The sequence below is a fragment of the Acetobacter aceti NBRC 14818 genome (assembly GCF_000193495.2).
GTDB classification, from domain to species: Bacteria; Pseudomonadota; Alphaproteobacteria; order Acetobacterales; family Acetobacteraceae; genus Acetobacter; species Acetobacter aceti.
In genome coordinates, this window is the sequence record NZ_AP023410.1 from 1,944,945 (window position 1) to 1,968,247 (window position 23,303).

Genomic DNA, 23,303 nt, shown 5'->3' on the forward strand with positions numbered 1-23,303 from the left:
AAGGTGATGAAATCGCTGCGGGTTTCTCATGTCGTTGCAAAAACTCTACTGTGCAGGGGTGCTGACCGGTTCCGTCCTCCTCTGTTTCCCGTCTGCGTCCATTCACGCGCAGACCATGTTTCCTGAAGTAAAAGACCGGGATTTTCCTGCTTTCAACCACGCTTTCAAGGAACCATCACATCCGGGTTTCTGGTCATCGCATCTGCGGGAAATACAGTCGACCTGCGGAGCCAACACGGTCAGGCGTTCCGGCACGACAGTCACGGCTGATCTGACACTGGCCTATTCGCACAATCACATCTGGAATCCACAGGAAAATGAAAACGATCTGGTGAGGTTGCGCTCCTATAACGGCTGCCTCGCCGCACCGACAATCGTGGTTTCCCCCGGCGATGAACTAAAGATCAATCTTCAGAACAATCTTCCTGTTGATCCAGCCTCAGACTGCCCAAAAACGCTGAACACTCCAGCATGTTTCAACCGACAGAACCTGCATCTTCACGGCATGCACGTCTCACCGGAAGGTCATGCGGACAATGTCATGCATACCGTGATGCCCGCTGGTGGCACATGGGATTATCGTTACGCGATCCCTGCGACACATGCAGCCGGCACATTCTGGTATCACGCGCATCAACACGGCGCGACGTCGATCGGTGTGGCGAGCGGTGAAGAAGGCGCGCTGATTGTTCGCGGACGCCGCCGTTATGGTGATCGCGCCCGAAATGACGATGTCGTGGACATCGACACGATCCTTCATGATCGTTCCGGAACACCGATTGCCGAACGTATCATGCTGTTCGAGCAGATTCCGTATGGCTGCTTTAGTGATGCAACACACAGCACCCTGCTTCAGGACAGCACGACAGGAAGCTGGACCTGTCCGAAAGGCACAGAAGGCGGTGTCGAGAACTTCCGCAACCAGTTCATCAGTAGTCGTAAAAATGCAGATGGTACCAGTCGGGATGCGTGGATGCTCTCCGGACGCTACACTCTTGTAAACGGCGAGACGCAGCCTGTCCTGCATGTCAGAGCAGGCGAGGTCGAACGGTGGCGGATGATTGCCGGTGGCGTGCATGACACGCTTAACATCCAGATCGTGAAAGCACTTTCTGGAGACAGCGAGAAACATCTGCGGCTTCCCCGTTATGCCCGACAGTCCAGTTCAGAAATGACCTGCGACGGAGAAACCGTGGGACAGTATGAAATCGCTGCTGACGGTCTGACCCGTCAGAATATCTCTCGCAAGGACATCAATTATCTTTATCCCGGTCAGCGCAGCGATGCGCTGGTGACTTTCCGCCAGCCCGGCCTTTACTGCGTCATCGATCAAGGCGGCGACACTTTGAACACGGTCATCCCTCGCAGATCTCGCCCGCAGGGCAAATCTCCATCCGTGATTGCCGCGGTATCTGTTGAGGATAACGACACGCCCCATGTGGAGCAGCAGAGCGAGACAACGCAGATTCGCCGCCTGCTTCAGGAAGGATCAGAAGGACTGCCTGTTTTTGTGCGGGCTCGCCTCGCCCGTTTCGATCTGTCCGATTTCGCCTATTTTCCGGAAGGCATGATGCCGGGGCAGGATCTTTCCGACCTTTCCATAACCCACCATCCCACGGCCTTCTTTGGCTCCCTGACGATGCCGCTGGTCTCCGGCGCCGTGCTGCCGCCGGGTCAGGCCATGCCGGACACAAGCATCAACGGCATGATCGGCCTTGTCCAGAATGAACTGGTGACGGTCGATGGCACCAGCGCGTTACCATTCAGCATGGACCCAACCCATATTTACCATGTGCATCTTGGGGACGTGGATGAATGGCGGATCGGCGCTCGCACCATGGGAACTGGCACCGCCGCCGGGCAGCACGTCTTCCACATCCACGTCAATCCGGTGGAGATCATGGATATCATCGACGACAATACCGATGAATCGATCTTCATGTCGGGTGGGCGTTGCAAGCTGAAATATCGCCTGAAGAATGACAGCGACGCAGATGACGCGGATTACAGTCCGGAATTCTGTGATCAGTATCACGTCTTTCGGGATTCACTCTTTGTGAAACCCGGTTTCACAACAGTCGTGCGCACGCGCTACGAGGATTTTACCGGTGACGCCATGCTGCATTGCCACATTCTTGATCATGAGGATCAGGGCATGATGACTTATGTGTCGATTGATGGGGATCAGCAGAACCAGATGAGTTCCATGTCTGGAGCAGACATGTCCGCCATGGAGCCAGAACACTCCGGAGCAATGTAAGAACGCCTCGAATCAGGGAGGATCGGTGGCAACCGATCCTCCCATGTTTTACCCGGCAAACCACGACAATGGCGGACTACGCATCAGTGTCTTTCACACCACAGGACCAGACGGTTCTCTGGTCATTCGGTCAGACGAAAAAGACTGACCGAATCCAGAAACCGTCTCCGCAAAAACGGGGAAAAGAAGAACTCAGGTTCTGGCGCTCAGTTCCTCGGTAATCTCTTCCTCCAGCATGCTGTCTGTCGCTGTGGGCGCCAGACCACCCAGCGGGGGCCCTTTGAAACGCTTCTTCTCGACGAGGAACCACCCGGCCAGCAGCACGACAACAATACCCACCACGTAGCTGATCAGAATGTCGTTGGGCGGCTGGATACCGATCCAGACCAGCACCAGCGAGCCCAGAACCGTAACGATCGCAAACGGCGTGGACAGTGCGCCCAGACGGAACGGCCCCGTCATCACATCGCGCTTACGCTGCGCCAGAATTCCCGCTCCGATCGGCATGGCGTAGGAGACATACAGGAAGATGGCGCAACCTGCCGCCAATGCCGCGAAGGCGGAAGAGTAGAGCGTCACAGCGCAGGACAGGAACGCCACCAGCCAGATGGCCGGAACCGGCGTGCGATAGGTCGGGCTGACATAACGCCACAGCTTGGAGCCCGGCAGTCCGCCGTCACGACCAAAAGCGAACACCATGCGGGAGGTGGAGGTCATGCCTGCCAGCGCGCACAGATAGTTGGCGACGACAATCATCACATACATCAGACTGCGCAGCCAGCTCGGCACGGGAAGCTGTGCAAGCAGGTTGAAGAACACATCGCCGCCCTGAGAAGCGGACGCCGTCGGGTCAGGCATGGCGAGCACGAAGGAGCACACCATGATGAAACCGAACAGACCCGAGATCATGACAGCGTTAATCATGCCACGCGGCACGACATTACGTGCGTCGATCGTCTCTTCCGCCACATGAGCCGAGGCGTCAAAGCCTGTGATGGTATAGGCCGGAAGAATCAGCGACAGGCAGAACGCATAGATCAGGCTGTCGGAATGAGGGAAGACGTCGCCACCCGCAGCACCCGTGTTGTTCACGATGGTGAGCAGCCGCTCCCAGTGAAAGCCCGGTGCGCAATAGAGCATCATGATGGTCAGCAGCACGGCTGCGAACAGGATCAGATAACCGGAGAAATCCGTCAGGATTTTCGTGATCCTGATGCCGACATGATTGAACAGCGCCTGTGAGGCCGCAATCAGGGAAACACCCACGATCTGGTGCCCGTAGCCCCAGCCCGAGATATCCACACCGAAAATATTGCCCAAGATCAGCTGCGTGAACAGGGTGTAGGCGCCGACATTCACCGAGGCCAGCACGAAGATCAGGCCGAGCAGGTTTACCCACGCCGTGGCCCATCCCCAGCCACGCCCCCCAAGGATGGATGACCAGTGATACAGACCGCCCGCGGTCGGGTAGGCCGAAGCAATCTGGCCCATGGAACAGGCGACGATGGTGGCGAATATCGTTCCCACAATCCAGCCCACGGCGACACCAAAGCCGCCGAGCGATGAGAAACCGAGCTGGAACGAGGTGATGCCGCCAGCGAGAATACAGATGATGGAAAAGGAAATGGCGAAGTTGGAGAAGCCCTTCATGCTTCGTGAAAGTTCCTGGGCATAACCCATGGAGGCGAGTACGCCAGCGTCCTCGTCACTATGGTTGTTGGTCTCCATTGAGAGATCCTCTGCTGTTCATGTCCCGGCATGCTGGCCGTCGTCGGGGCATGATGACCCTGATTACCGCATTATCATGACGATATCGCAATGATGCAATCAGCTTTTTGCACAGCGCTCGATCGCCTGCCGGGTCATGCAATCAAAGGCATCCTGCCAGCGCCTTTCGGCTCCATTCGGACGGGGTTCGACCACGCGCCAGCCAGCCTCGTTCGCCTGCGCTGGCTGAGTGGCCTCGTCATCCAGCCAGAAACGTCCCAGCCCCACCGCCGTCACATCGACCTGCTCCGGCACATGCACTGTCGCATCCAGACAGTCCGCCAGAAACTGGATGAACCAGCGATTACTGACCAAGCCACCATCAACAGAAATCCGTTTAGCAACCTGACCGGTTGCCGCAGCAAAAGTCTTCACAAGCTGAACGGAACGAAACGCAATGCCTTCCAGAACGGCGCGGGCCATGTCCGCCGGACGTGTATCCAGCCCAAGCCCAACCCAACTGCCACGCGCGTCTCTTTGCCACCATGGGCAGCCAAGCCCCTGCAACGCCGGCAGAAAGAAAACACCCTTCTCTGCCGCTTGCGCAGCTTCCAATGCTCCCTCATCCGCACAGGAGAAATCCGGACCGAGACTTTCCATCCAGTTCACCGCCGCCCCTGCCGTCAGGATGCCACCTTCCAGCGCGTAGACGGTCGGCTGCTCCGCAAACTGCCATGCCACGGTGGGAAGCACACCGCCTTCACCACCTTCGCATGATCCCTCGCCTCCCAGCGCCAGAGCAAAAGCACCCGTGCCGAACGTGATCTTCACATCACCGGGATGCTGGAGCCCGTGCCCATACAGGGCCGCCTGCTGATCCACGGCACTGACCCGGACAGGCACTTTCCGGTCACGCAGCAGCCCGAAATCGCCAACAGTAGGCCGGATGGACGGCAGGCAGTCCATGGGAACGTCAAACAGACGGCAGAGGCTCTCATCCCATTCACACGTCCGCAGATTCATCAGCGACGTGCGCGAGGCTGTGGAGACGTCCGTAGCAAAGACACCGCACAGGCGATCGAGAAAGAAAGCGTCGCTGGTGCCGAAACGCAATCGTCCCTGTTCCCGCAGGCGACGAGCCTGCGGTACATGGTCCAGATACCAGCGCAGCCGGGAGGCCGAGAAATAACAGTCCAGCGGCAGACCTGATCGCGCTTTGATCTCGGGCTCCAGTCCCTCCTCTTTCATGCGCGCCACGACATCGGCGGTGCGGGTGTCCTGCCACACGATGGCGGGACCAATGGGCGCGCCGGTCTCGGCATCCCACGCCACAACGGTCTCACCCTGATTGGCCAGAGCCAGGGCATCAATCGGCCCGGCCTCGGCGATCAGTTCCTCAATGTGACGCAGGATCTCTTCCGCATCATGCTCGACCAGTCCCGGTGCAGGCAGGAACTGCTGGTGCGAGCGTCGCCCCACCAGTTCCATCCGTCCGTCGCTCCAGACCCGATAGGCCTTGGTGCCGGTCGTCCCCTGATCAATGGCGAGGCAGCTTTTCATTGCTCCACCTCCAGCCGGAGTGCGGACACGCCCGTCAGCACAGCAGCGGGAACAGCCAGTTCCACACGACGCTCGGGGAGAACGCTTACACGCCGACGCGCCACCGTGCGGCCGTGCTCATCCGACAGGCGAAGCACACCCCGCTGCGGTGTTTCCATCCGCGCATGCAGAACGATCCTGCCCCGTGGCGCGGCATGGAGACGCTGCGGCCAGACGCTGGCCACTCCTTGTCCACATGCCACCGGCACGGCGGAACCGAGGCTTGGCAGTCTTCCCTCCAGCGCCCGCAGGATCATCCTTGCGGCGGCGCGTCCTTCCAGAGCAGCCTGTCCCGAATGCTCAACGGCCCGCAACACATTGCCCGCTGCGAAGACCTGCGGGTCCTGGGTGCGGAAGGTCGAATCAATCGCCGGGCCACGCGTACCGCCATCCAGCGCAAGGCCGGACGTGCGGGCCAGAATGGCATCCGGCACAAATTTTCCTGTGAACACCACACCATCGCAGGCCAGCGTCCGCCGCTCGCCATCCTGCTCGATTTCCACGCCCTCAACCCTGTCGCCACCAAGGATCGAAACGAGCTTCGTGTTCAGAAGAATGGGCGTGCCGTACACCATCGCCGCCAGAACATCTGCCGGACGCTGGGCGGTGATGCGTACGTTTTCCTCGATCATGGCGACAGGGTTCACCTGCCCGTGCCGCGCCGTCATCAGGGCGGAAAACGACACCAGCTCACTGCCGATGATGACCGGATTCTGGAACGGACGCAGGCCCTTCATCACCATTTCCTGAAACGCGCCGGTTGTGGTCACGCCCCAGGGCCGCGTGCCGGAGACAAGCCGTGGCCCACGCGGGGTCTCCCGCGTGCCGGTCGCCAGCAGAATGGTTCGCGCCTGCCATGTTTCCAGCCCACGCTCCGTGGACAGATGCACGACCCCACCGGGTCCGATACCCGTTACGGTCGTATCGGTGAGGATCGGCACGCCTGCCGCCTCCGTCAGCGCGCGGGCGTAGCGCGGCCCTTTCCACATCCGACCGAAGTCCAGCATGCCGAACCCCAGATGTCCGCAATAACGCGGCAGGCCGCCCGGCTCACGCGTACGCTCCAGCACGGCAATCTTCCCGACCCCCGCCCGCTTCAGGACACGGGCTGCGCTGAGACCTGCAGGTCCAGCCCCGACGATGAGTACATCATACATCGCGATGCCCTTCCCCGATCGGCGTGACCAGTCCCGGCAGATACGCCTCCGCAAATTCCATAACCCGACGTGTGCAGTAAAAACCCTGACAGCGACCCATCATGCAGCGTGTCCGGCGTCGCAGGCCACCCAGTGTTCCGGCCGGAAGCACCTCGTCCTTCAGCGCGGTCTCGATCTCCTTCTCCGTGACACGTTCACAGTGGCAGGCGATTGGCCCGCGCTCCGGCTGCATCCATGGACGCGGCCGTTCCTCCACCAGATTGGGCATCTGCGGCAGAGCCACATTCTTCAGCGGCGCAGGGTCCGCGAAGGTATCGCGATACAGCGTCACAACATGCTCGGCGATCCCCAGCGCGCCAGTCAGGCCGGTCGAACGGATACCGCCTACGGTGATCCAGCCTTCGGTTTTCAGGGCTTCGATCTGATAGTCGCTGAACTGCGTGGCAGGGCGCAGGCCCGCATAGGTGGTCGTAACATCATGCTCGCGCAGGGCCGGGATGATCCGGAAAGCGGCTTTACGAAGCGTTTCAAGATTATCGTGATCGACCGTCGGAAATTCGCGTTCCTGCTGTGGCTCGGCGGTCGGCCCGACAAGAACGTTCCCGAACACCGTACGCGTGACGACCACGCCCTTCGTGAGAGCCGTCGGCACCGGCAGGATGATCGTGCGAAAGAGATCATGAGCCGTCTTGTCGAAGACCACGAACTGACCCTTACGGGGCGTGATCTGGAACGGCGAGGGTCGTGCAATGGCCTCAACCAGATCGCCATAATTCCCGGCGCAGTTGATGACCGTACGGGCCTGAACGGCTGGTTTACCCGCGATATCCAGATGCCAGACGCCATCCTGTCGCATGCCGCCTTCAACCCGTGCCCGCCGCAACAGCGTGCCGCCGTTGAGGATCGCCTGCCGCGCATAGGCCATGGGCGCGGACCATGGATCGATCAGGTGCTCGCCCTCGACCAGCACCGCGCCGCGCACATCGCCTGCCAGTTCGGGTTCCCGCTCCCTCGCCTCTCGTGCATCCAGAAGCCTCACTGTCACGCCGTTGCGTGCCGCCTTGTCGATGATTTTCGGAAACTGCGAGAGATCTTCATCTGTCCAGGCGACAACCATGGCGCCGGTTTGCACCACGGACAGGTTCATGTCGGCACAGATTTCACGATATAGGGCGTATCCTCGCTGCACGCAGGTAGCTTCCAGCGTGTCAGGCGTGGCGTCGAAACCTGTGTGGAGAATGGCGCTGTTGGCCTTACTCGCACCTTCCAGCAGATCGCCTCCCTTTTCCAGTAACACGGTGCGCGCGCCAGCCAGCACGCAGGCGCGGAAGACAGCGCAACCGACAACACCTCCGCCGATGATCGCTATGTCATAAAGGCTGTCACCAGCCATTGTCTCCGTCATACACCTGTCCAGAAAAGCTGTGCGATCGTCATGCGTAGATTATGTTTCTGCACCGCAACAAGATCAAGGCTGGTTGAGCAGTGTCCGGGACAGCTTCCCTCAGCATCTTAATCTGACAGGTGCTGCAAGGCAGAAGAATTTTCAGACTGGGAGACAGTCTACCCTGCTTTCGAGCATCGCTGTCAGAAAGCTGAAATATGACTGGAGCAGTGCGATCCAGCTCTGGAACAGGCCGGCTTTGACTATAGAAATGGGACCGTCATGAAATCCGGTCCCATGTGGATTATTTCGCTTTCCGCGCCGCCGCGATGGCGGCCTTCAGGTCGGCTTCCGAAACCGCGCCCGGGATGACTGTCTTCTCGCCAATGATGAAGGTCGGTGTGCCATCGACACCGACCTTGCGGGCCAGCTCGAGGTTTTCGTTGAGCAGGCTGGTGACCTCTGCCCCCTTCATGTCCTTTTCAAGCGTCGCCACATCAAGACCCACTGATTTGGCGATGGAGCGGATACGGTCGATGGACGGTGGCTGATTGTCCAGCATCAGGGCGTGCTGGAACTTGAGGTAGGCGTTCTGACGGGCCGCAGCCAGCAGAGCCTGCGCTTCAAGCTGACTGTTCGGTCCCAGCACAGGAATCACCTTCTCGACGAAGCGAAGGTCAGGATCTTCGGCCACCAGTCGGTCGATCACCGGCAGCACCTTGCGGCAGTAAGGGCAGCGTGGATCGTAGAACTCAACGACCGTCACGGAGCCCTGTGGGTTGCCCAGTACGACATCCGTGGTAGTGGCGCTGAACTTGCCAGCATTTTCATGCACGGCCTTCAGGCTGGCGGCCTGCTGCGCCGCTTCGCCCTGAGCGCGCATCGCCGCCACGGCATCAGCAAGGATGGAAGGATCCTGTTTCAGGGCTTCGCGCACGATATCGACGATCTCTTTGCGCTGGGTAGGTGTAAAGCCGCTATCCGCATGCGCAGACAGGCTGCTGAACAGAGAGGTGGAGGCCAGCACGGCAAACAATGCGGTGCGAACCCGGGAGCGTTGGTTACGTATCATACGCCAGAGTGTAGCGGAGAGGCGGGATAGTGTGAACGGTCGCCCACAGGATTACTTTTCGATGAGACTGAACAACACTGGATTCTTCTGATTGAATCTGCTTTGCTTATATCAAAGTTTTTCCGGTCCGAATTATGAATTTTCGTTACATTTTAAAAGTTTAAATATATAAACAAGATCTTTTACAATATAATTTTTTGTTTGTCCTGTACATTCAGAAAAATCATGATTTCTTCGGGATTATTTTTACAGGAACCACAGTGGAATTCATGTGTTAAATACAACGAAAATAAAATATAAAATCAAATAGTAATTTAATGAATTATTTTTCAAATTATAAGTATATTTGTAAAAATATCACACATTTAAGTAGATATAACGATCTATATTTGTAAAAAATATATTGAAAATAAGCCTCTGTTTCTTTAAAAGAGGCTTATGGAACGTTGAATGTACTTACAGGAAATATCTCTGGTCCGTACGTTAACATAAATTGCGGCGTCAGTTCATACTCATGCCTGCGCCCAGAGGTTCAATGCGGCTGCGCCCTTTAAACCCTGGCATTGAAAACTTCATAAGGAGAAAGCGTTTTGTCAGGGACAGTCCCTCAGACATCGACGGAACCGCGTGGCATCGCCGCGCGTCTTGGTATCCCCCAACCTCTGCTGTTCGGTTTCATCGGCCTGCTGCTTTTCATGGTCGGTGATGGCGTGGAGGCAGGATATCTTGATACCTACATGCTTCACCACGGCCATACGCAGGGCGATGTGAACCTCATGTTCACCACCTACGGTGTGACCGTCATGATTTCGGCATGGCTGGCAGGTCCTCTTTCAGATCTGTACGGACCGCGCCGCACCATGTGGGCCGGACTTGTCATGTGGGCCGCTCTGGAAGTCGGTTTTCTGTCGCTGGGGCTCGGGCCTGACAACCTGAACATGACGCTGCTGTTCTACACGCTGCGTGGCTTCGCTTACCCGCTGTTCGCTTACGGCTTCCTTGTGTGGATCGCCGCTGCGACACCGGCCCGCATGCTCGGTTCCGCTGCTGGCTGGTTCTGGTTCTCCTTCTCGGCTGGCCTCCCGACGCTTGGTTCCCAGTTCGCGCGTTACACCATCCCTTATATTGGTGAACTAGCGACCTTCTGGTGCTCGCTGGGTCTGGTCATTCTGGGTGGTTTGACCGCTCTGCTGCTCGTGCGTGAACCCACAGGTTCCAAGTCCCTGCTGCCAGCAGGCGCGGACAAGAAGAAAGCCTTCTTCGGCTCGATCAGCATCACATGGCGCGAGCCCAAGACGCTGGCCGCCGGTGTCATCCGTACGATCAACACCTCGTCCGAATATGCGTTTCTGGCCATCATGCCAGCCTTCTTTGTCGATGAACTGCATTTCTCGCAGGCCCAGTGGCTTGATCTGCTGTCCCTGATCTTCCTCGGCAACATCCTGTTCAACCTTGCCGCAGGCATGCTGGCTGACAAGCTCGGCCATCGTTTTGTCGTGGCTGTCGGTGGCTGTGTCGGCTGCTGCCTCACCATTCCGCTCTTCTACTATGTGCCGCTCTGGTTCCCGGGTAACTTCGCGCTCGCCGCTCTCGCCGGCTTCATCTACGGCGGCACTGTCGCAGCCTTCGTGCCGATGTCCGGCCTGATGCCGCTGATCTGCCCGAAAGAGAAGGCCGCTGCCCTGTCCATCCTCGGCCTCGGCGCAGGCGCCAGCACCTGGGTTGGTCCGGCTGTTGTCGGGATTTGTGAATCCTGGTTCGGCATGGGCCTTGAAGGCGTGATCTGGAGCTTCTCCGGCCTGTATCTGGCCGCTGGCGTGCTGACGCTCTGCCTGCGTATTTCGCCGGAAGCCCGTCGTCACACGGAGATGCTGGAAAAGAAGCAGAGCCTTCGTGACCGCGAAGCCTATGCAATGGAACACGCCATCTGAACCGGCATGTTCAACATGACTGACTGATGGCGCCCAATACCATCAGTCAGCGCTGACATGGAAAACGGCATCGATCCCGCGGGATCGATGCCGTTTTTTTGTTCTGCAACACTCTCAAAACACTGACGGATGAAGCGGAAGCACCATCCATCAGAGCCCCTGCAATCAGAATCTGTGGCGACCCATCATGGGGTCTTCTTCCCGGAAATCAGACCCCATGTCCTCATGATGGTGATGGGATGGCTGCGGACGATTGCCTGCATGACCGCCCCCCATCGCCGGGTCGGAAATGGAATCCTCACCGGTTTCAATACGGCCAGCGATGCGGCGCTTGAAGGATGCCGACGCACTGCATGTGATCGTGAAATCATACCAGTTGCCATTGTCCTCAACCGGCCACCGCAGCTCGCTGGAACCGCCCGGTGCAACACGCACGCCATTCGGACCCTCAACCCTGTAGGCTTCCGATTCCGCCATAAAGGAACAGGCGTGACGACCGTGGTTGTGCAGCTTCACAACAATTTCAGCCCTGCCACGGGTTTTGTAGGAAACCTCGATCTCCGGATGACTGCCGTTGCTCAGCTCGGTGATATTGCCGGTGAACTCACGGTGATAGCCATTGGGACCGAGCACCCAGAGATTGTAGCTACCCTTGTCATCTGTCGTAGGCGTCCAGACACCGCTGAGTGACTTCTGGGCTTCCACCACATAACGACGCGGCACCAGATCAAGGTGGTTGCGATCATAGACGTGGAAAACAGCGCCAGTGCCATCACAGCTTGTATTGGTGAATTGCAGCGTGACCGTGCCTCCGCTCACATCAACCTGTGACGCGACATGCAGTTCGTAAGGAAGAGCACGGGACGGACGGGTGCCGGTCGCCTGCTTCGGTAGCGTGGAAGCCGTCGTGGCGGCTGGAACAGCAATCGCCGCTTCTGCCTTCTGTGCAACAGCCAGACTGTCCGCGTCATCCTTGGTGCTGCGACCGGACAATGTCGGAATCGCCCGCTTGTTCGGATTTACGAAGTCAAAGCATGAGGTCAGATCACCACAGATTGCACGACGATAATCGCTGATCTGGGGTTCCGTCACACCGAAACGCTTCTCGAGGAACATCAGTGTCGAGGTATGATCGAAGACCTGCGAATTCACAAAACCGCCGCGGCTCCACGGGGAGATCGCCCACAGGGCGACACGCGGGCCGGGGCCGTAGGGACGACCATCGATCGCAGGCTGGCTGGAGGTGGCAGGCGTGAAGTTGTGATACTCCACCGCCATGGCGTCGTCGCTGAGGGTACTGCCACCAGCGAGGGTGCCGTCAGCATTGTGGGAAGGTGCCGACGGAGGCGGCAGATGATCAAAGAAGCCGTCGTTCTCATCGTAGTTCACGAGCAGAACGGTCTTGCTCCAGACTTCCGGATTGGATGTAAGGGCGTCGAGCACTTCCTGAATATACCAGCCGCCCTGTGTCGGGCTGGAAGGAGACGGATGCTCACTGTAGGCTGATGGCGGGATGATCCATGAGACTTCCGGCAGCGTTCCATTCTGGATATCATCACGGAACGTCTCGAGGAAACCATAAGGCATCGTGTTGCCAAAGCCCTTGGCGAGCGGGCTGAGCGCATCGTCAATGCTGGCATCATAGAACGGACCTGCTGCTGTCACATCCTGAGTGATGTTTTCGGAAGCGACATACAAAGGACGTCTCTCGGCAGGCATTTTTTCGATGGCGGCGCGCCAGTGGCGGAAACCCATCATCTCGTTGCAGCCGAAATTGTCGATCAGGCTCTGGTAAACCTTCCAGCTGATGCCTGCAGATTCCAGACGATCAGCATAGGTGGTCCATGTCCAGCCCGTCGTCGACGCGCCGATATCGTTGCCACCGTTGAACTGATTGTTCAGGCCCGCCACTTCAACGCGGCTGCCATCAATGGGGCTGATGCCGTTCGGACCATTGGTGCCCGTCCAGTAGAACAGACGATTGGCGATTGTTCCCGTGTGCATACCGCAATGATAGGAATCGCAGATCGTGAAGGCGTCGGCCAGCGCACGATGGAACGGCACTTCCGATGTTTCGTAATAGCCCATCGACAGCGGCGTTTTGGCCGTCGGCCAGGAGGTCATGCGTCCATTGTCCCACGCTGCCTGTGCGTCCGACCATGTATGCGGCGTCCCGCCAGCCCGCAGCGCGTTGCCCTTCGTCTCATCGAGATGATACGGAATCAGCGTGCTTGTGACACTGCTTTTCGTATAGTTCTGATAGAAGATGTTGGCGCCATTGGGAGTAGGAATAGGGAAGCGGTCACCATAGCCACGCACACCTTTGAACGTGCCAAAGTAACTGTCGAAGGACCGGTTTTCCAGCATCAGCATCACGACGTGTTTTACGTCCTTGATGGTGCCTGTTCTGTTATGCGCATCAATGGCGAGCGCACGACGAATGGCAGGCGGGAAGGTGGAAAGGGTCGCCATGGCAGCAGCCGAGCCAAGCGAAGAGCGCAGGAAATTCCGCTTTGATATGTTGATTGTCATGATGGAAGAGGAACCTCGAGTCCGGGTAAAGCATCGCTGCTTGTTGAATCGACAGGAGTCACGGAAATAAATCATTCAAAAGAGTGCAATAAAACTGTAAATATTTTGCCATACTTTCCTGAATGACCATTTCCTCAAGCCGTCCTGCGCGCCTTTTAGAAACTATTCCAGACAATACTCAACTTGTTTTTAATGACGTTTTAAGGACAAAGACAGTTAGTCCACGCAGAGTGTGTTTTATTTTATGGACAGCTTTATGATCGATATTCTTTTGCTGAAAACAATTCCATCTTGCGATTTTTGAGCTGCATCACCTGATAGAGCCATTACAGGCGCATCAGCATTCCGGGATGACACAATAGAGACGCGGCCAATACGTTGAGCTTCTCACCGGCAATTTATAGCCCTGTGAGACTGACGCTGCCTTGCTACTACGGAAAATGACAAGATCAGTGATGCGCCCAGATAACCCGGCAGATCATAGGCAAGAAGGAAACCGGGAGAGCCCTTTAATCTGCGCATTCAAAGCCGTTCTATAAAATGCGTGATCCTAAAACACGTCGATAGAAAAATACGATGGTGGACACGCATCCCGGATTGTCTCAATCACTTCGGATGCCTCTCACGAAAACAGCAGAAGGACGTGTCATATCTGCCGTTTTCGCCCATGTGTCCTGAACACTCTTATACTGTCAGCCTATTTTACGTTTCTCATGCCTTTCTGTACGTCCAGTCCGACCTCATTGAGACATTTCCACTTCGGGCGTCATCACCAGAGTCTGCGCGGCAATAAAATCAGGCTTTCCCGAGCCAAGCAGAGGAAGTTTCCGGAAAACCCTGACTTCCGTCGGGATCATGATGTCCGCAGCACCGGTTTCCTTGGCCACTCTCACAAGTGCTGATCGTGCGGCGTCAGGCTGCTCGGTCAGAAGAATGACCCGCTCTCCCTTGCGCGGATCCGGCACAGCAACCGCCACCGATAGCGCCTCTGGCCAGGCCTGCATGGCGAGATCCTCGACCGCCGCAAGAGACACCATCTCGCCACTCAGTTTGGCGATCCGCGAGGCTCGCCCGACAATGGTGATGTGACCATCGGCTCCGACCGAAACAATGTCGCCCGTGTCATACTCACCACCATCAGGCGGCTGAAGGACACCAGGCTGATTGGTCAGAAGGTAGCCCGCCATGACATTCGGTCCCGAGAGGATGAGACGGCCAGCGTCGGGCATACCGTCCACAGTCTCCAGCATCGCCGTCATTCCCGGCACCAGTCGTCCCACCGTACCTGAACGGCTGGATTCCGGCGTATTCAGCGCCACGACCGGCGAACATTCTGTCACGCCATAACCTTCGAAAATGCGCAGTCCGAACTGCTCCATCCAGAGCTCTCGCACAGGCTGCTGCACACGCTCCGCTCCCGCGACCACCAGCCTGAGCGAACGGAAATCTGTCGGAGCGGCCTTGCGTGCATAACCCCTGAGAAAGGTAGAGGTGCCGAACAGGACAGTGGCGTTCCAGAAATAGGCGAGTTTCGGGATGACGGCATAATGCAGCGGCGAAGGATAAAGAAAGGTCGGGATGCCCGACAGAAGCGGCAGGAGGAAGCTGCCGGTCAGTCCGAACGCGTGGAAAAGAGGTAACGTGCAGAGCACACGATCTGCCGGACTGAATCCGATACGCCCAGTCACCTGCGCAATGTTTGCAAGAATATTACGATGCGTCAGCACAACGCCCTTCGGTGTGCCTGATGAACCAGACGTAAAAAGAACCACAGCCGGATCATCCGCTTCACGCCGTACATGAGCCTTTGCTGGAGCAAGTCTGGCCCGCAAGGCGCCGCGCAGTTTCTGCGCCAGCCCGATTGCTCCCCGCAGATCTTCCAGAAACAGAATGTCAGGCATTGGATCGAGCGCATCAAGCACGGACGCAAGCCGGGCTTTTTCAACGAACGTGCGGGATGTGACGATTGTGGTGATCCCGGCTGACAGCAAAGCTGCACGTAAACCCGCCGCACCCGCTGTCGCATTCAGCAGACCCGGCGTGAAACCACGAGACCACAGACCGAACAGACAGACAGCCGTCGCATTGGACGTCGGCAACAACAGCCCAACCGGACGGGCAGGATCAAGACGAGTAGACAGCGCCTTACCGAGAACTTCTGATGCTGTCAGAATCTTTCTCCACGTCATTGCTCCCGAAATCGGATCTTCAATGGCAAGGCGTTTCATGCCGTAGGTTTTGGCTGCACGACCAGCCGCCTGCAGAATTGTCCCGTCGGCTGGTGTCGTCCGATAAACTGCCTCTTCCATCATATCACGCAGAGCAGAAGTCAGGGCATTACGACGAGTCCGACCAAAGAGATCGTCTGCAACAGCAAGTTTACAAGGCGGGAAAAGTGTGATGCGAATTTTGGGAAAACGGGCTTTCGGTGTCTGCGTGCGCGTGAGACGACTGAAACCGGTGCGCTCGGCACCCTGAATACGCACGGCGACTACCGGCGCATCAGCACGATCTGCGATCGAAGCGGCTCCACTCTGAATACCCATCAGAGACCCTGTGACGGTGATACGCCCTTCTGGAAAGATAACCAGCGCAGCACCATGTTCCACAACCTGCGCCATCGTGCGGATTCCAAAAGGATTGCCACTTTCCACAGAAACCGTCGGCACGAAGCGCAGGAGCATCCTGACCCACCACAGTCTGGAAATGCGCACGTCAATTGCAAAAGTCGGTTTGCGGGGCGCTATGGCGACAATCAGCGCCGCATCAAGCCAACTGACATGGTTGGGCGTGATCACAGCCTTCTCGCCGGGAAGAGGGTAATTTTCTTCTCCATGCACCTCCAACCGATAAACGACGCGAAAGAGACACCAGAGAAGCTCACCCGGCAGATTCCGCGTCAGGGTCCGGGCAAAAACAGGCGCGAGCAGAAGCGTGACCGCGCCGATCACAAAAAACGGGATGATTTCGCTGCCATGTGCGACGGATTCACCGTCGAGACGCTGGGTCACGGACAGCATCAGGCTCGCCACGGTCATACCGATGGCGGCCAGCACGTTCATGCCCGCAACCACGCGCGCGCGATGTTGCGGATTGGCCCATGTCTGAACGGCAGTCTGGGTTGGCACGGCGATCAGACCGCCACCCAAAGCGACCAGAAAAAAGCACACCGGCACGATAGCAAAAGGGAGACCGGCCGGGTGGGACAGGAAGAATCCCAACACGATCATCGCCAGTCCCGAGAGAACCGCGCCGAACGAGACCGGCAACAGGATGGCGCGGCCACCGCAAAGAAAGGCCGCAAGAGCAGAGCCGATAGCGATTCCGACAGCAAAAAGCGCCAGAAACACAGCATTCCATGTCGGGGTCAGCTTCAGCACATCGCGTGTCACTGGAGACAGCAGCGACAGCATGGTCACGCCCATGATCCAGAACCACGCGGCGGCCAATGCTGCATACCATGAGCGACGGTCCGCACGCAGTTCACGCAGCAGGGCAGCGCCCGAGGCCAGAATATTCCACTGCACGCGCAGATTTGGAACCGCCGCCGGTGACGCAGGAATGGCCCGCGCACTCAGCCACGACACACAGGCCAGTCCGATGATGCAGAAACCCGCTTCTGTCGCGCCGATCTTTCCGGTCAGCACCGTGCCAACAACGGAACCGATCAGGATGGCGGCGAAAACTGCGCCTTCAACCAGTGCATTGGCGACAGGCAGGCGCTCGGCCTCGATCTGATCCGGAAGGATGCCGTATTTTACAGGTGCAAAAAGAGATGCAACCACGCCGAAAGCTGCCAGAGCACAGAGAACAACGGGAATATTCTCAGTCATCAGTCCCGTCGCCGCCAGAAAAGCTATGGGGATTTCGACCAATTTCAGGATACGGATCAGCCGGGCCTTGTCCATCCGGTCCGCAAGCTCTCCCCCGAGGCCAGACAGAAATGCAGCGGGCAGAACAAACGCAGCGGCCGCAAACGCCACGATCCATGGCGCTCCACCTGCAACCGTCCAGAGAACGAGTGCAGCCAGGGCATTACGCAGAAGCGTATCACCGAGCGACGAGGCAAACAGACTGATGAAAAGCGGAAGAAAGCGGCGTTCGGTCAGAAGAGAAGCGGTCATATACCGGCTCCGGAGAGAGTTGATCTGTTCACGAGTGAGTTAATGAACATTGTTCATTTTTGATACCATCCGCCACAATCACTGACAACATATTTTTGAACAACGTTCATAAAAGACCTCTTCTCTTTCGCTTCAAACGCACCGCAAGCGCATCCGTTCCGCTCAAAAATGGCCCTCAGCCGCAACGGTGAACCTGCACCGTTCAGACACAAACGCTTTGAAGCGATGGCAATGAAAAGAGTATCGAGGCCGAAAGCATCATATCCGCTTGACGACCTATGATGGATTGCACTCCTGTTTCCTCACCACAGAACGCGCCATGCGTGAATGAAACAAGGTGTATTACACCCTATCCGGCAGATGTGTGACCCGCATTGAGAGCCTGCCCAGCGAAATACCCTGCCGAGACTGACATCATACACAGCACCACAGACAATCCGATATTCAGGAGCGCCCGCTCAGGAGCACCATTGCGCAGCAGATCCAGTGTCTGAAGGCTGAATGACGAGAATGTGGTGTATCCTCCGCAGATCCCCACCATGAACACCAGTCGGGCCGTGTCAGAGACCTGAAGACGCCCGCCACCTGCGGTCAGCGCGGCGAAAAAAGCGATAGCGAAGGAACCGGTCACATTGATCAGAATGGTTCCCCAGGGAAGAGCCTGACTCCAGCGCGCCGTAGCAAGTCCGACCCAGTATCGCAGCAGGGTTCCAGCGGCTCCGCCCAGCGCAATCAGGATCGTTGGCAGTATGGTTGTGGGCATATCCTGTTCTGTCTCCTGTCTGGAAAATCTGCTTCAATGATGGGTAAGAATGGGAAGCGTGTCGTGCGCAAGAATATCCCGCGTCGCGCCACCAAAAAGCCATTCGAGAAAATGCGAGTGGGTATAAGCCCCCATGATCAGAAGATCACCTCCTGCGGAGAGCGCCCGTTTCCTGATCTCCTCACCGACACCGGCAGGAGGAATGATAAAACGGTCTACAGAAACGGGAATGTTTGCAGAATGAAGCTCCTGAACGATGTCAGGTATTTTCTCTTCATTCTCCTGCTCTTCACCAATGATAACCGTGATCTGGGACGCCTGCTCCAGCAGAGGACGTGCCTCAGCAATGAGTTGTTCCAGACTGGATGACGGGTGCCACGCAATCACCGGATGACTCGCCAGGGTCTGTCTGCACTGCAGGGGCGTGATGAGAACGGTCGCCCGTGCGTCATAAAGGACGCCGTCGAACGCCTGCCTCACATAATCAGGATCGTCGGCAAGAGGTCGTCCCAGAACTGTCAGATCAGCCTGCCCTGCCTGTTCAGCGGCAATCGTGCGCGGAACGCCGGACATTTCGCACCACTCAGCAGATTTCGGTGGCTGTAAAGAGGCAAGCCATTCTTCAAAAATCCCGTGCAGGGCAACGGAGCGGTCCGTTTCATCGCGCTCGAAACGCTCCCTGTCATCGGCGCTGGGCATACCTTCATCTGGCGATTGAAACCTGGGATCAACCGTCTGCCGTGGATGAAGAACCCTGATGGTAGGATCAGGAACTTTTTCAGACAGAAGCCTTACAGTTGCCAGTATGAAGGGCGCTGTCTCAGGGCAATCAAGAATGACGAGAATGTGCATGGCCACTTTCCCTGTGAATAAGAAGGCCATCCGGAAATACGATCATCTTCTGTATCTGCATTTCAGAATACGGGCCGGGTTTTCTTGAATGGAAGACACAACAACGCGCACCCTGTTCGGGCAGGTCTTGTGCATGACGGTTTCTGAAAGAAAAACGACACATGATTCTGAACAGACTCCTTCCTCGGTGCTTTTTTAGCGAGGTAGGAATCATCAGCCCTGACGGGCGGTTCGACTTCCAGGGAAGTCCGGCAGAATCCATTGCCTGATGGGTCAAGTGTGCGGACATGACCGTATTTCGTCAAGCACGCTGTCTTTACGTGAACGAACGCGCAAAACAGAACAAACGGACAATGTCCCTTTGTAGAGTTCGGGTAAAGCCCTGAAAAGCGAGGCCCTCTTTACCTGCGCACCATAAAAAAACACCGCCTCAGAGAGGCGGTGTTCCCGATATCAGCACATCGAAGCGCTGAAAAATCAGTTATTCATTGCTTCAAAGAAGTCATTGTTCGACTTGCTGTATTTCAGCTTGTCGAGCAGGAACTCCATGGCGTCCATCGTGCCCATCGGCGCGAGGATACGACGCAGCACCCACATCTTGGAGAGCGTGGCGCGATCGACCAGCATCTCTTCCTTACGCGTGCCGCTCTTCGTGATGTCGATAGCCGGGAAGACGCGCTTGTCAGCCAGCTTACGGTCAAGGATGAGTTCGGAGTTACCCGTTCCCTTGAACTCTTCGAAGATGACTTCGTCCATGCGCGAACCGGTGTCGATCAGTGCCGTCGCGATGATCGTCAGCGAGCCACCTTCCTCAATGTTACGCGCAGCACCGAAGAAGCGCTTCGGACGCTGGAGCGCGTTGGCGTCCACACCACCGGTCAGCACCTTGCCCGATGAAGGCACAACGGTGTTGTAGGCGCGGGCCAGACGGGTGATCGAGTCGAGCAGGATGACCACATCGCGCTTGTGTTCGACGAGGCGCTTGGCCTTCTCCAGTACCATCTCCGTAACCTGCACATGACGCTGTGCGGGCTCATCGAAGGTGGACGCCACGACTTCACCCCGTACGGAACGGGCCATGTCGGTGACTTCTTCCGGACGCTCGTCAATCAGCAGAACGATCAGGAAAACTTCCGGATGATTGGCGGAAATCGAACTGGCGATGCTCTGGAGCATCACGGTCTTACCGGTGCGTGGTGGTGCAACGATTAGCGCACGCTGGCCCATACCAATCGGTGCGACAAGATCGATGACGCGGGACGTAAAGTCGCGCTGTGTGCCTTTCTTGCCTTTGGTCGTGGGAGGCTCGACTTCGCCCTGCCCTTCGACTTCCATCTGCAGGCGACGCTCGGGATAAAGCGGCGTGAGATTGTCGAAGTTGATGCGATGACGGACCGCTTCGGGCGGCTCGAAGTTGATCGTGTTGACCTTCAGCAGCGAGAAGTAACGCTCGCCATCACGCGGGGCGCGGATCTGGCCCTCGACCGTGTCGCCTGTACGCAGACCGAAGCGGCGCACCTGAAGGGGGGAAATATAGATGTCGTCCGGACCGGGGAGGTAATTGGCTTCCGGAGAGCGGAGATAGCCAAAACCGTCGGGCAGGATTTCAAGAGTACCCTCGCCGTAAATCGCCTGGTCATTATCAGCCAGCGTCTTGAGAATGGCGAAAAGAAGCTCCTGCTTGCGAAGAGAGGAGGCATTCTCCACACCGAGTTCTTCGGCATAGGAAAGAAGATCGGCCGCAGATTTGGCCTTCAGTTCAGCGAGATGCATACAGAGTGCGCCTTGATGTGGCAGGCATAATACCGGGAAGGTCAAGGTTTTCGCAGACTTACGACCGTTCGGCGTAGCCCCGGAACATCACGACGTTTATCGTGTCCGATGGCGAAATCCTGATTTTGAGGAACGCACCGGCAAGAAACTTACCAGCGGTGGTTTTCGAGTAGACGCGTGTTTTTATTCTGTCAAGGGAATTGTTCTGACTCTCGTCATTTCTGCGGACGGACTGTGCACAGCAGGTTTTAACGCTGCCCGGAAGCCTGTTTTTGTTAACCAATACTGCCCCACCGACACATCAGGGGACAGCGCGTTCAACAACTGCGCATTCAGTGGAATGGGAGTCAGGCGGGTTGTGATACTGCCGGACAGTGTCTCCGGTTCACAGGCACCATTAAACGTCATGGAGCGATCGGGAAAAACAACCCGGAAAGAACAGGAGGCGCTGCGCTCAGGCGTGGCTGGCGAGAGACTCCCATAAAGTGTGCCAACCCTGATCGGACGCAGGGACTCATCAAGCTGACCGAACTCACCCGTGAAGGTGTGGGCGTCCGTGTAATGAAATCCGACCAGAAGACGTTTCGGCTCGCTGCCTGACAGACCACCATACTGCTGCGGTTCGGTTGTCATCCGGTAGAGAAGGACTGACGCCTCTGGCGGCTTTTCCGGCCCGGCGGCCAGGGCTGGTGCGCAGGCAAAAGCGCAGAGGACAAGAGAAGAGAAGCAAAAGGAGCGCAGCATATCGAGGAGCCTCCGGCTCATCTGTTGTCTGTCTTGAGCCAGCCGATCCGCCAGAACCAGAGAAGTGGCAGGATAACGGAAACCAGCATGGCGGCCAGCGAATACCAGTATCCGTAGGCCCATTTTAACTCGGGAATATCCTTGAAGTTCATCCCGTAAATGCCGGCAATCAGTGTCGGCGCGACACCGATGAAACTGACCACGGTCAAAATCTTCATGCCGTCGTTCTGCTCGATACTGATAAAACCCAGTGCCGCATCCAGCAGAAACTGAATCTTGTTGGAAAGCTGTGAGACAAAATCGGTCAGGGACGTAACGTCGCGGCTGACTGTCGCCAGACGCGCGGCAAGCCCGTGCGGGAGCGTGTGCTTGCGGTTCTCGCTGATGAAGATCGAAATCCGGTCAAGACCGAGCAGACTGTCACGGATCAGCGAGCTGAAATCCTCGGCATGTCCCACACGCCGCAGGATGGTGCGCTGCCACGAAGCCAGTCGAATGTTACCTTTGGGGTCATATCCGGCGAACACATCCCGGGAGAGCTGATTCAGGTTCAGACCCACATGCTCAAGCACGTCAGCCAGACGGTCCACAATACATTCGAGAATCATGACCAGAGTATCGTCGCTGCTGAAACCGGTCTTGGATTCCGCGACCTGCCGCGCCGCATTGTCGAAGGAGGCATAGTCCGAAAACCGGACTGTGACGAGCCAGTTGGGAGTCAGCACAAAACCGATGGGGGACGAAGAGAGGTCCGCCTCCGTCCGCTGTACAAGCGGAAGCGACATATAGACGGCGTCATCGTCGGTATGCAGTCTGGATGAGCTTTCAATTTCCTCCAGATCACTCCGCTGCGGAATGATTTTGCCGGTCAGATGAGCCGCCAGATCACGTTCGGTATCTGTTGGATCGACCAGATCGAGCCAGATGGCGCCATGCGTATCCGACTCAGTCACGACGGCGCAGGCAGGTTGGCCGCTCCTGTGAGCCAGAAACATGGACGCGCTCCTATGGTTGATCCGATCCGTCAGCGTTCTCGCAAAAACCGGCGTCCGGAGCAAATATCCGGACCGGCAACAGGATGGACACCGACCGCTACCCTTTCTGTCGAAATGGCAGAAATCCGTCATAACATGTCTGTTCTGGTCACGGCAGAAGAGAGCAGCGACCACGGAAACAAACCTATATCTACATGGTATTATTTAGAAAAATCCTCTCCTTCTCCTTCGTCATTTCTTGTGACGGAAGGACATACGGATTGATCTCGTCATGCTTTGCAAAAAATGTTTCGAGAGCCATCAATACGCAATCTGCGGTGCACTGCCTGTGCGCATAACTGGACTGCGCTCCAAATCCCATAATAGAGCCCCAGTCTCCCTGATCTTGACCGGCTGAATAAATGAGTAAA

Annotated in this window: 15 protein-coding genes and 1 riboswitch; of the genes, 3 read left to right on the top strand and 12 right to left on the bottom strand. The window is 57.0% G+C overall.

What is annotated here, in order from left to right; translation table 11 throughout:
- Positions 1-28 precede the first annotated feature (28 nt).
- Positions 29-2,260: a multicopper oxidase family protein gene (locus EMQ_RS08835; RefSeq protein ID WP_231367967.1), complete on the top strand. Its 2,232-nt coding sequence runs from the start codon at positions 29-31 to the stop codon at positions 2,258-2,260.
- Positions 2,261-2,452: 192 nt separating this feature from the next.
- Here the strand turns inward: EMQ_RS08835 and EMQ_RS08840 are convergent, their stop codons facing one another.
- The 5 genes from EMQ_RS08840 to EMQ_RS08860 form a co-directional block, all read right to left on the bottom strand.
- Positions 2,453-3,988 (bottom strand): amino acid permease, encoded by a 1,536-nt coding sequence (locus EMQ_RS08840; RefSeq protein ID WP_010667883.1) that lies wholly within the window; start codon positions 3,986-3,988, stop codon positions 2,453-2,455.
- 99 nt (positions 3,989-4,087) lie between these two features.
- A complete protein-coding gene (locus EMQ_RS08845; RefSeq protein WP_018308154.1) occupies positions 4,088-5,527 on the bottom strand; it encodes an FGGY family carbohydrate kinase in 1,440 nt (479 codons plus the stop codon).
- Positions 5,524-6,723 (bottom strand): NAD(P)/FAD-dependent oxidoreductase, encoded by a 1,200-nt coding sequence (locus EMQ_RS08850; RefSeq protein WP_010667075.1) that lies wholly within the window; start codon positions 6,721-6,723, stop codon positions 5,524-5,526. The genes EMQ_RS08845 and EMQ_RS08850 overlap by 4 nt, the downstream gene beginning before the upstream one ends.
- Positions 6,716-8,128, bottom strand: coding sequence for an NAD(P)/FAD-dependent oxidoreductase (locus EMQ_RS08855; RefSeq protein WP_010667074.1), 1,413 nt, complete (start codon positions 8,126-8,128; stop codon positions 6,716-6,718). The genes EMQ_RS08850 and EMQ_RS08855 overlap by 8 nt, the downstream gene beginning before the upstream one ends.
- 283 nt (positions 8,129-8,411) lie before the next feature.
- On the bottom strand, positions 8,412-9,179 hold the full coding sequence (locus EMQ_RS08860; RefSeq protein ID WP_026200121.1) for a DsbA family protein: 768 nt from the start codon (positions 9,177-9,179) through the stop codon (positions 8,412-8,414).
- 590 nt (positions 9,180-9,769) lie between these two features.
- Between EMQ_RS08860 and EMQ_RS08865 the strand changes: the two genes are divergently transcribed.
- On the top strand, positions 9,770-11,110 hold the full coding sequence (locus EMQ_RS08865; RefSeq protein WP_010667798.1) for an MFS transporter: 1,341 nt from the start codon (positions 9,770-9,772) through the stop codon (positions 11,108-11,110).
- Positions 11,111-11,275: 165 nt separating this feature from the next.
- On the opposite strand, the gene EMQ_RS08870 is transcribed toward EMQ_RS08865, so the two are convergent.
- The 7 genes from EMQ_RS08870 to EMQ_RS08900 all read right to left on the bottom strand — a co-directional run bounded on the left by EMQ_RS08870 (position 11,276) and on the right by EMQ_RS08900 (position 22,893).
- Positions 11,276-13,642 (bottom strand): phosphocholine-specific phospholipase C, encoded by a 2,367-nt coding sequence (locus EMQ_RS08870; RefSeq protein WP_010667133.1) that lies wholly within the window; start codon positions 13,640-13,642, stop codon positions 11,276-11,278.
- 740 nt (positions 13,643-14,382) lie between these two features.
- A complete protein-coding gene (locus EMQ_RS08875; RefSeq protein WP_010667222.1) occupies positions 14,383-17,766 on the bottom strand; it encodes an MFS transporter in 3,384 nt (1,127 codons plus the stop codon).
- A gap of 349 nt (positions 17,767-18,115) precedes the next feature.
- Positions 18,116-18,529, bottom strand: coding sequence for a fluoride efflux transporter CrcB (crcB, locus tag EMQ_RS08880; protein WP_010667221.1), 414 nt, complete (start codon positions 18,527-18,529; stop codon positions 18,116-18,118).
- A gap of 33 nt (positions 18,530-18,562) precedes the next feature.
- A complete protein-coding gene (locus EMQ_RS08885; protein WP_132012033.1) occupies positions 18,563-19,228 on the bottom strand; it encodes a universal stress protein in 666 nt (221 codons plus the stop codon).
- A gap of 350 nt (positions 19,229-19,578) precedes the next feature.
- A riboswitch (Fluoride riboswitch) is annotated at positions 19,579-19,656 on the bottom strand.
- A 202-nt stretch (positions 19,657-19,858) separates the two neighbouring features.
- Entirely contained in the window at positions 19,859-21,154 is a 1,296-nt protein-coding gene (gene rho / locus EMQ_RS08890; RefSeq protein ID WP_010667848.1) for a transcription termination factor Rho, read from the bottom strand.
- A gap of 183 nt (positions 21,155-21,337) precedes the next feature.
- Entirely contained in the window at positions 21,338-21,919 is a 582-nt protein-coding gene (locus tag EMQ_RS08895) for a hypothetical protein (protein WP_231367966.1), read from the bottom strand.
- Entirely contained in the window at positions 21,916-22,893 is a 978-nt protein-coding gene (locus EMQ_RS08900; RefSeq protein WP_010667846.1) for a magnesium transporter CorA family protein, read from the bottom strand. Before EMQ_RS08900 ends, EMQ_RS08895 begins: the two co-directional genes overlap by 4 nt.
- A 12-nt stretch (positions 22,894-22,905) precedes the next feature.
- On the opposite strand from EMQ_RS08900, the gene EMQ_RS08905 reads away from it, so the two are divergent.
- A complete protein-coding gene (locus EMQ_RS08905; protein ID WP_162467795.1) occupies positions 22,906-23,157 on the top strand; it encodes a hypothetical protein in 252 nt (83 codons plus the stop codon).
- The last annotated feature ends 146 nt before the right edge of the window (positions 23,158-23,303 follow it).

Excerpts from the sequence above, each read along its gene's own strand:
- EMQ_RS08900 (WP_010667846.1), bottom strand. The coding sequence starts at position 22,893 with ATGTTTCTGGCTCACAGGAGCGGCCAACCTGCCTGCGCCGTCGTGACT.
- EMQ_RS08870 (WP_010667133.1), bottom strand. The coding sequence starts at position 13,642 with ATGACAATCAACATATCAAAGCGGAATTTCCTGCGCTCTTCGCTTGGC.
- EMQ_RS08905 (WP_162467795.1), top strand. The coding sequence starts at position 22,906 with ATGGTTGATCCGATCCGTCAGCGTTCTCGCAAAAACCGGCGTCCGGAG.
- EMQ_RS08835 (WP_231367967.1), top strand. The coding sequence starts at position 29 with ATGTCGTTGCAAAAACTCTACTGTGCAGGGGTGCTGACCGGTTCCGTC.
- crcB (WP_010667221.1), bottom strand. The coding sequence starts at position 18,529 with ATGCCCACAACCATACTGCCAACGATCCTGATTGCGCTGGGCGGAGCC.
- EMQ_RS08895 (WP_231367966.1), bottom strand. The coding sequence starts at position 21,919 with ATGAGCCGGAGGCTCCTCGATATGCTGCGCTCCTTTTGCTTCTCTTCT.
- rho (WP_010667848.1), bottom strand. The coding sequence starts at position 21,154 with ATGCATCTCGCTGAACTGAAGGCCAAATCTGCGGCCGATCTTCTTTCC.
- EMQ_RS08845 (WP_018308154.1), bottom strand. The coding sequence starts at position 5,527 with ATGAAAAGCTGCCTCGCCATTGATCAGGGGACGACCGGCACCAAGGCC.
- EMQ_RS08885 (WP_132012033.1), bottom strand. The coding sequence starts at position 19,228 with ATGCCCAGCGCCGATGACAGGGAGCGTTTCGAGCGCGATGAAACGGAC.
- EMQ_RS08850 (WP_010667075.1), bottom strand. The coding sequence starts at position 6,723 with ATGTATGATGTACTCATCGTCGGGGCTGGACCTGCAGGTCTCAGCGCA.
- EMQ_RS08875 (WP_010667222.1), bottom strand. The coding sequence starts at position 17,766 with ATGACCGCTTCTCTTCTGACCGAACGCCGCTTTCTTCCGCTTTTCATC.
- EMQ_RS08860 (WP_026200121.1), bottom strand. The coding sequence starts at position 9,179 with ATGATACGTAACCAACGCTCCCGGGTTCGCACCGCATTGTTTGCCGTG.
- EMQ_RS08855 (WP_010667074.1), bottom strand. The coding sequence starts at position 8,128 with ATGACGGAGACAATGGCTGGTGACAGCCTTTATGACATAGCGATCATC.
- EMQ_RS08840 (WP_010667883.1), bottom strand. The coding sequence starts at position 3,988 with ATGGAGACCAACAACCATAGTGACGAGGACGCTGGCGTACTCGCCTCC.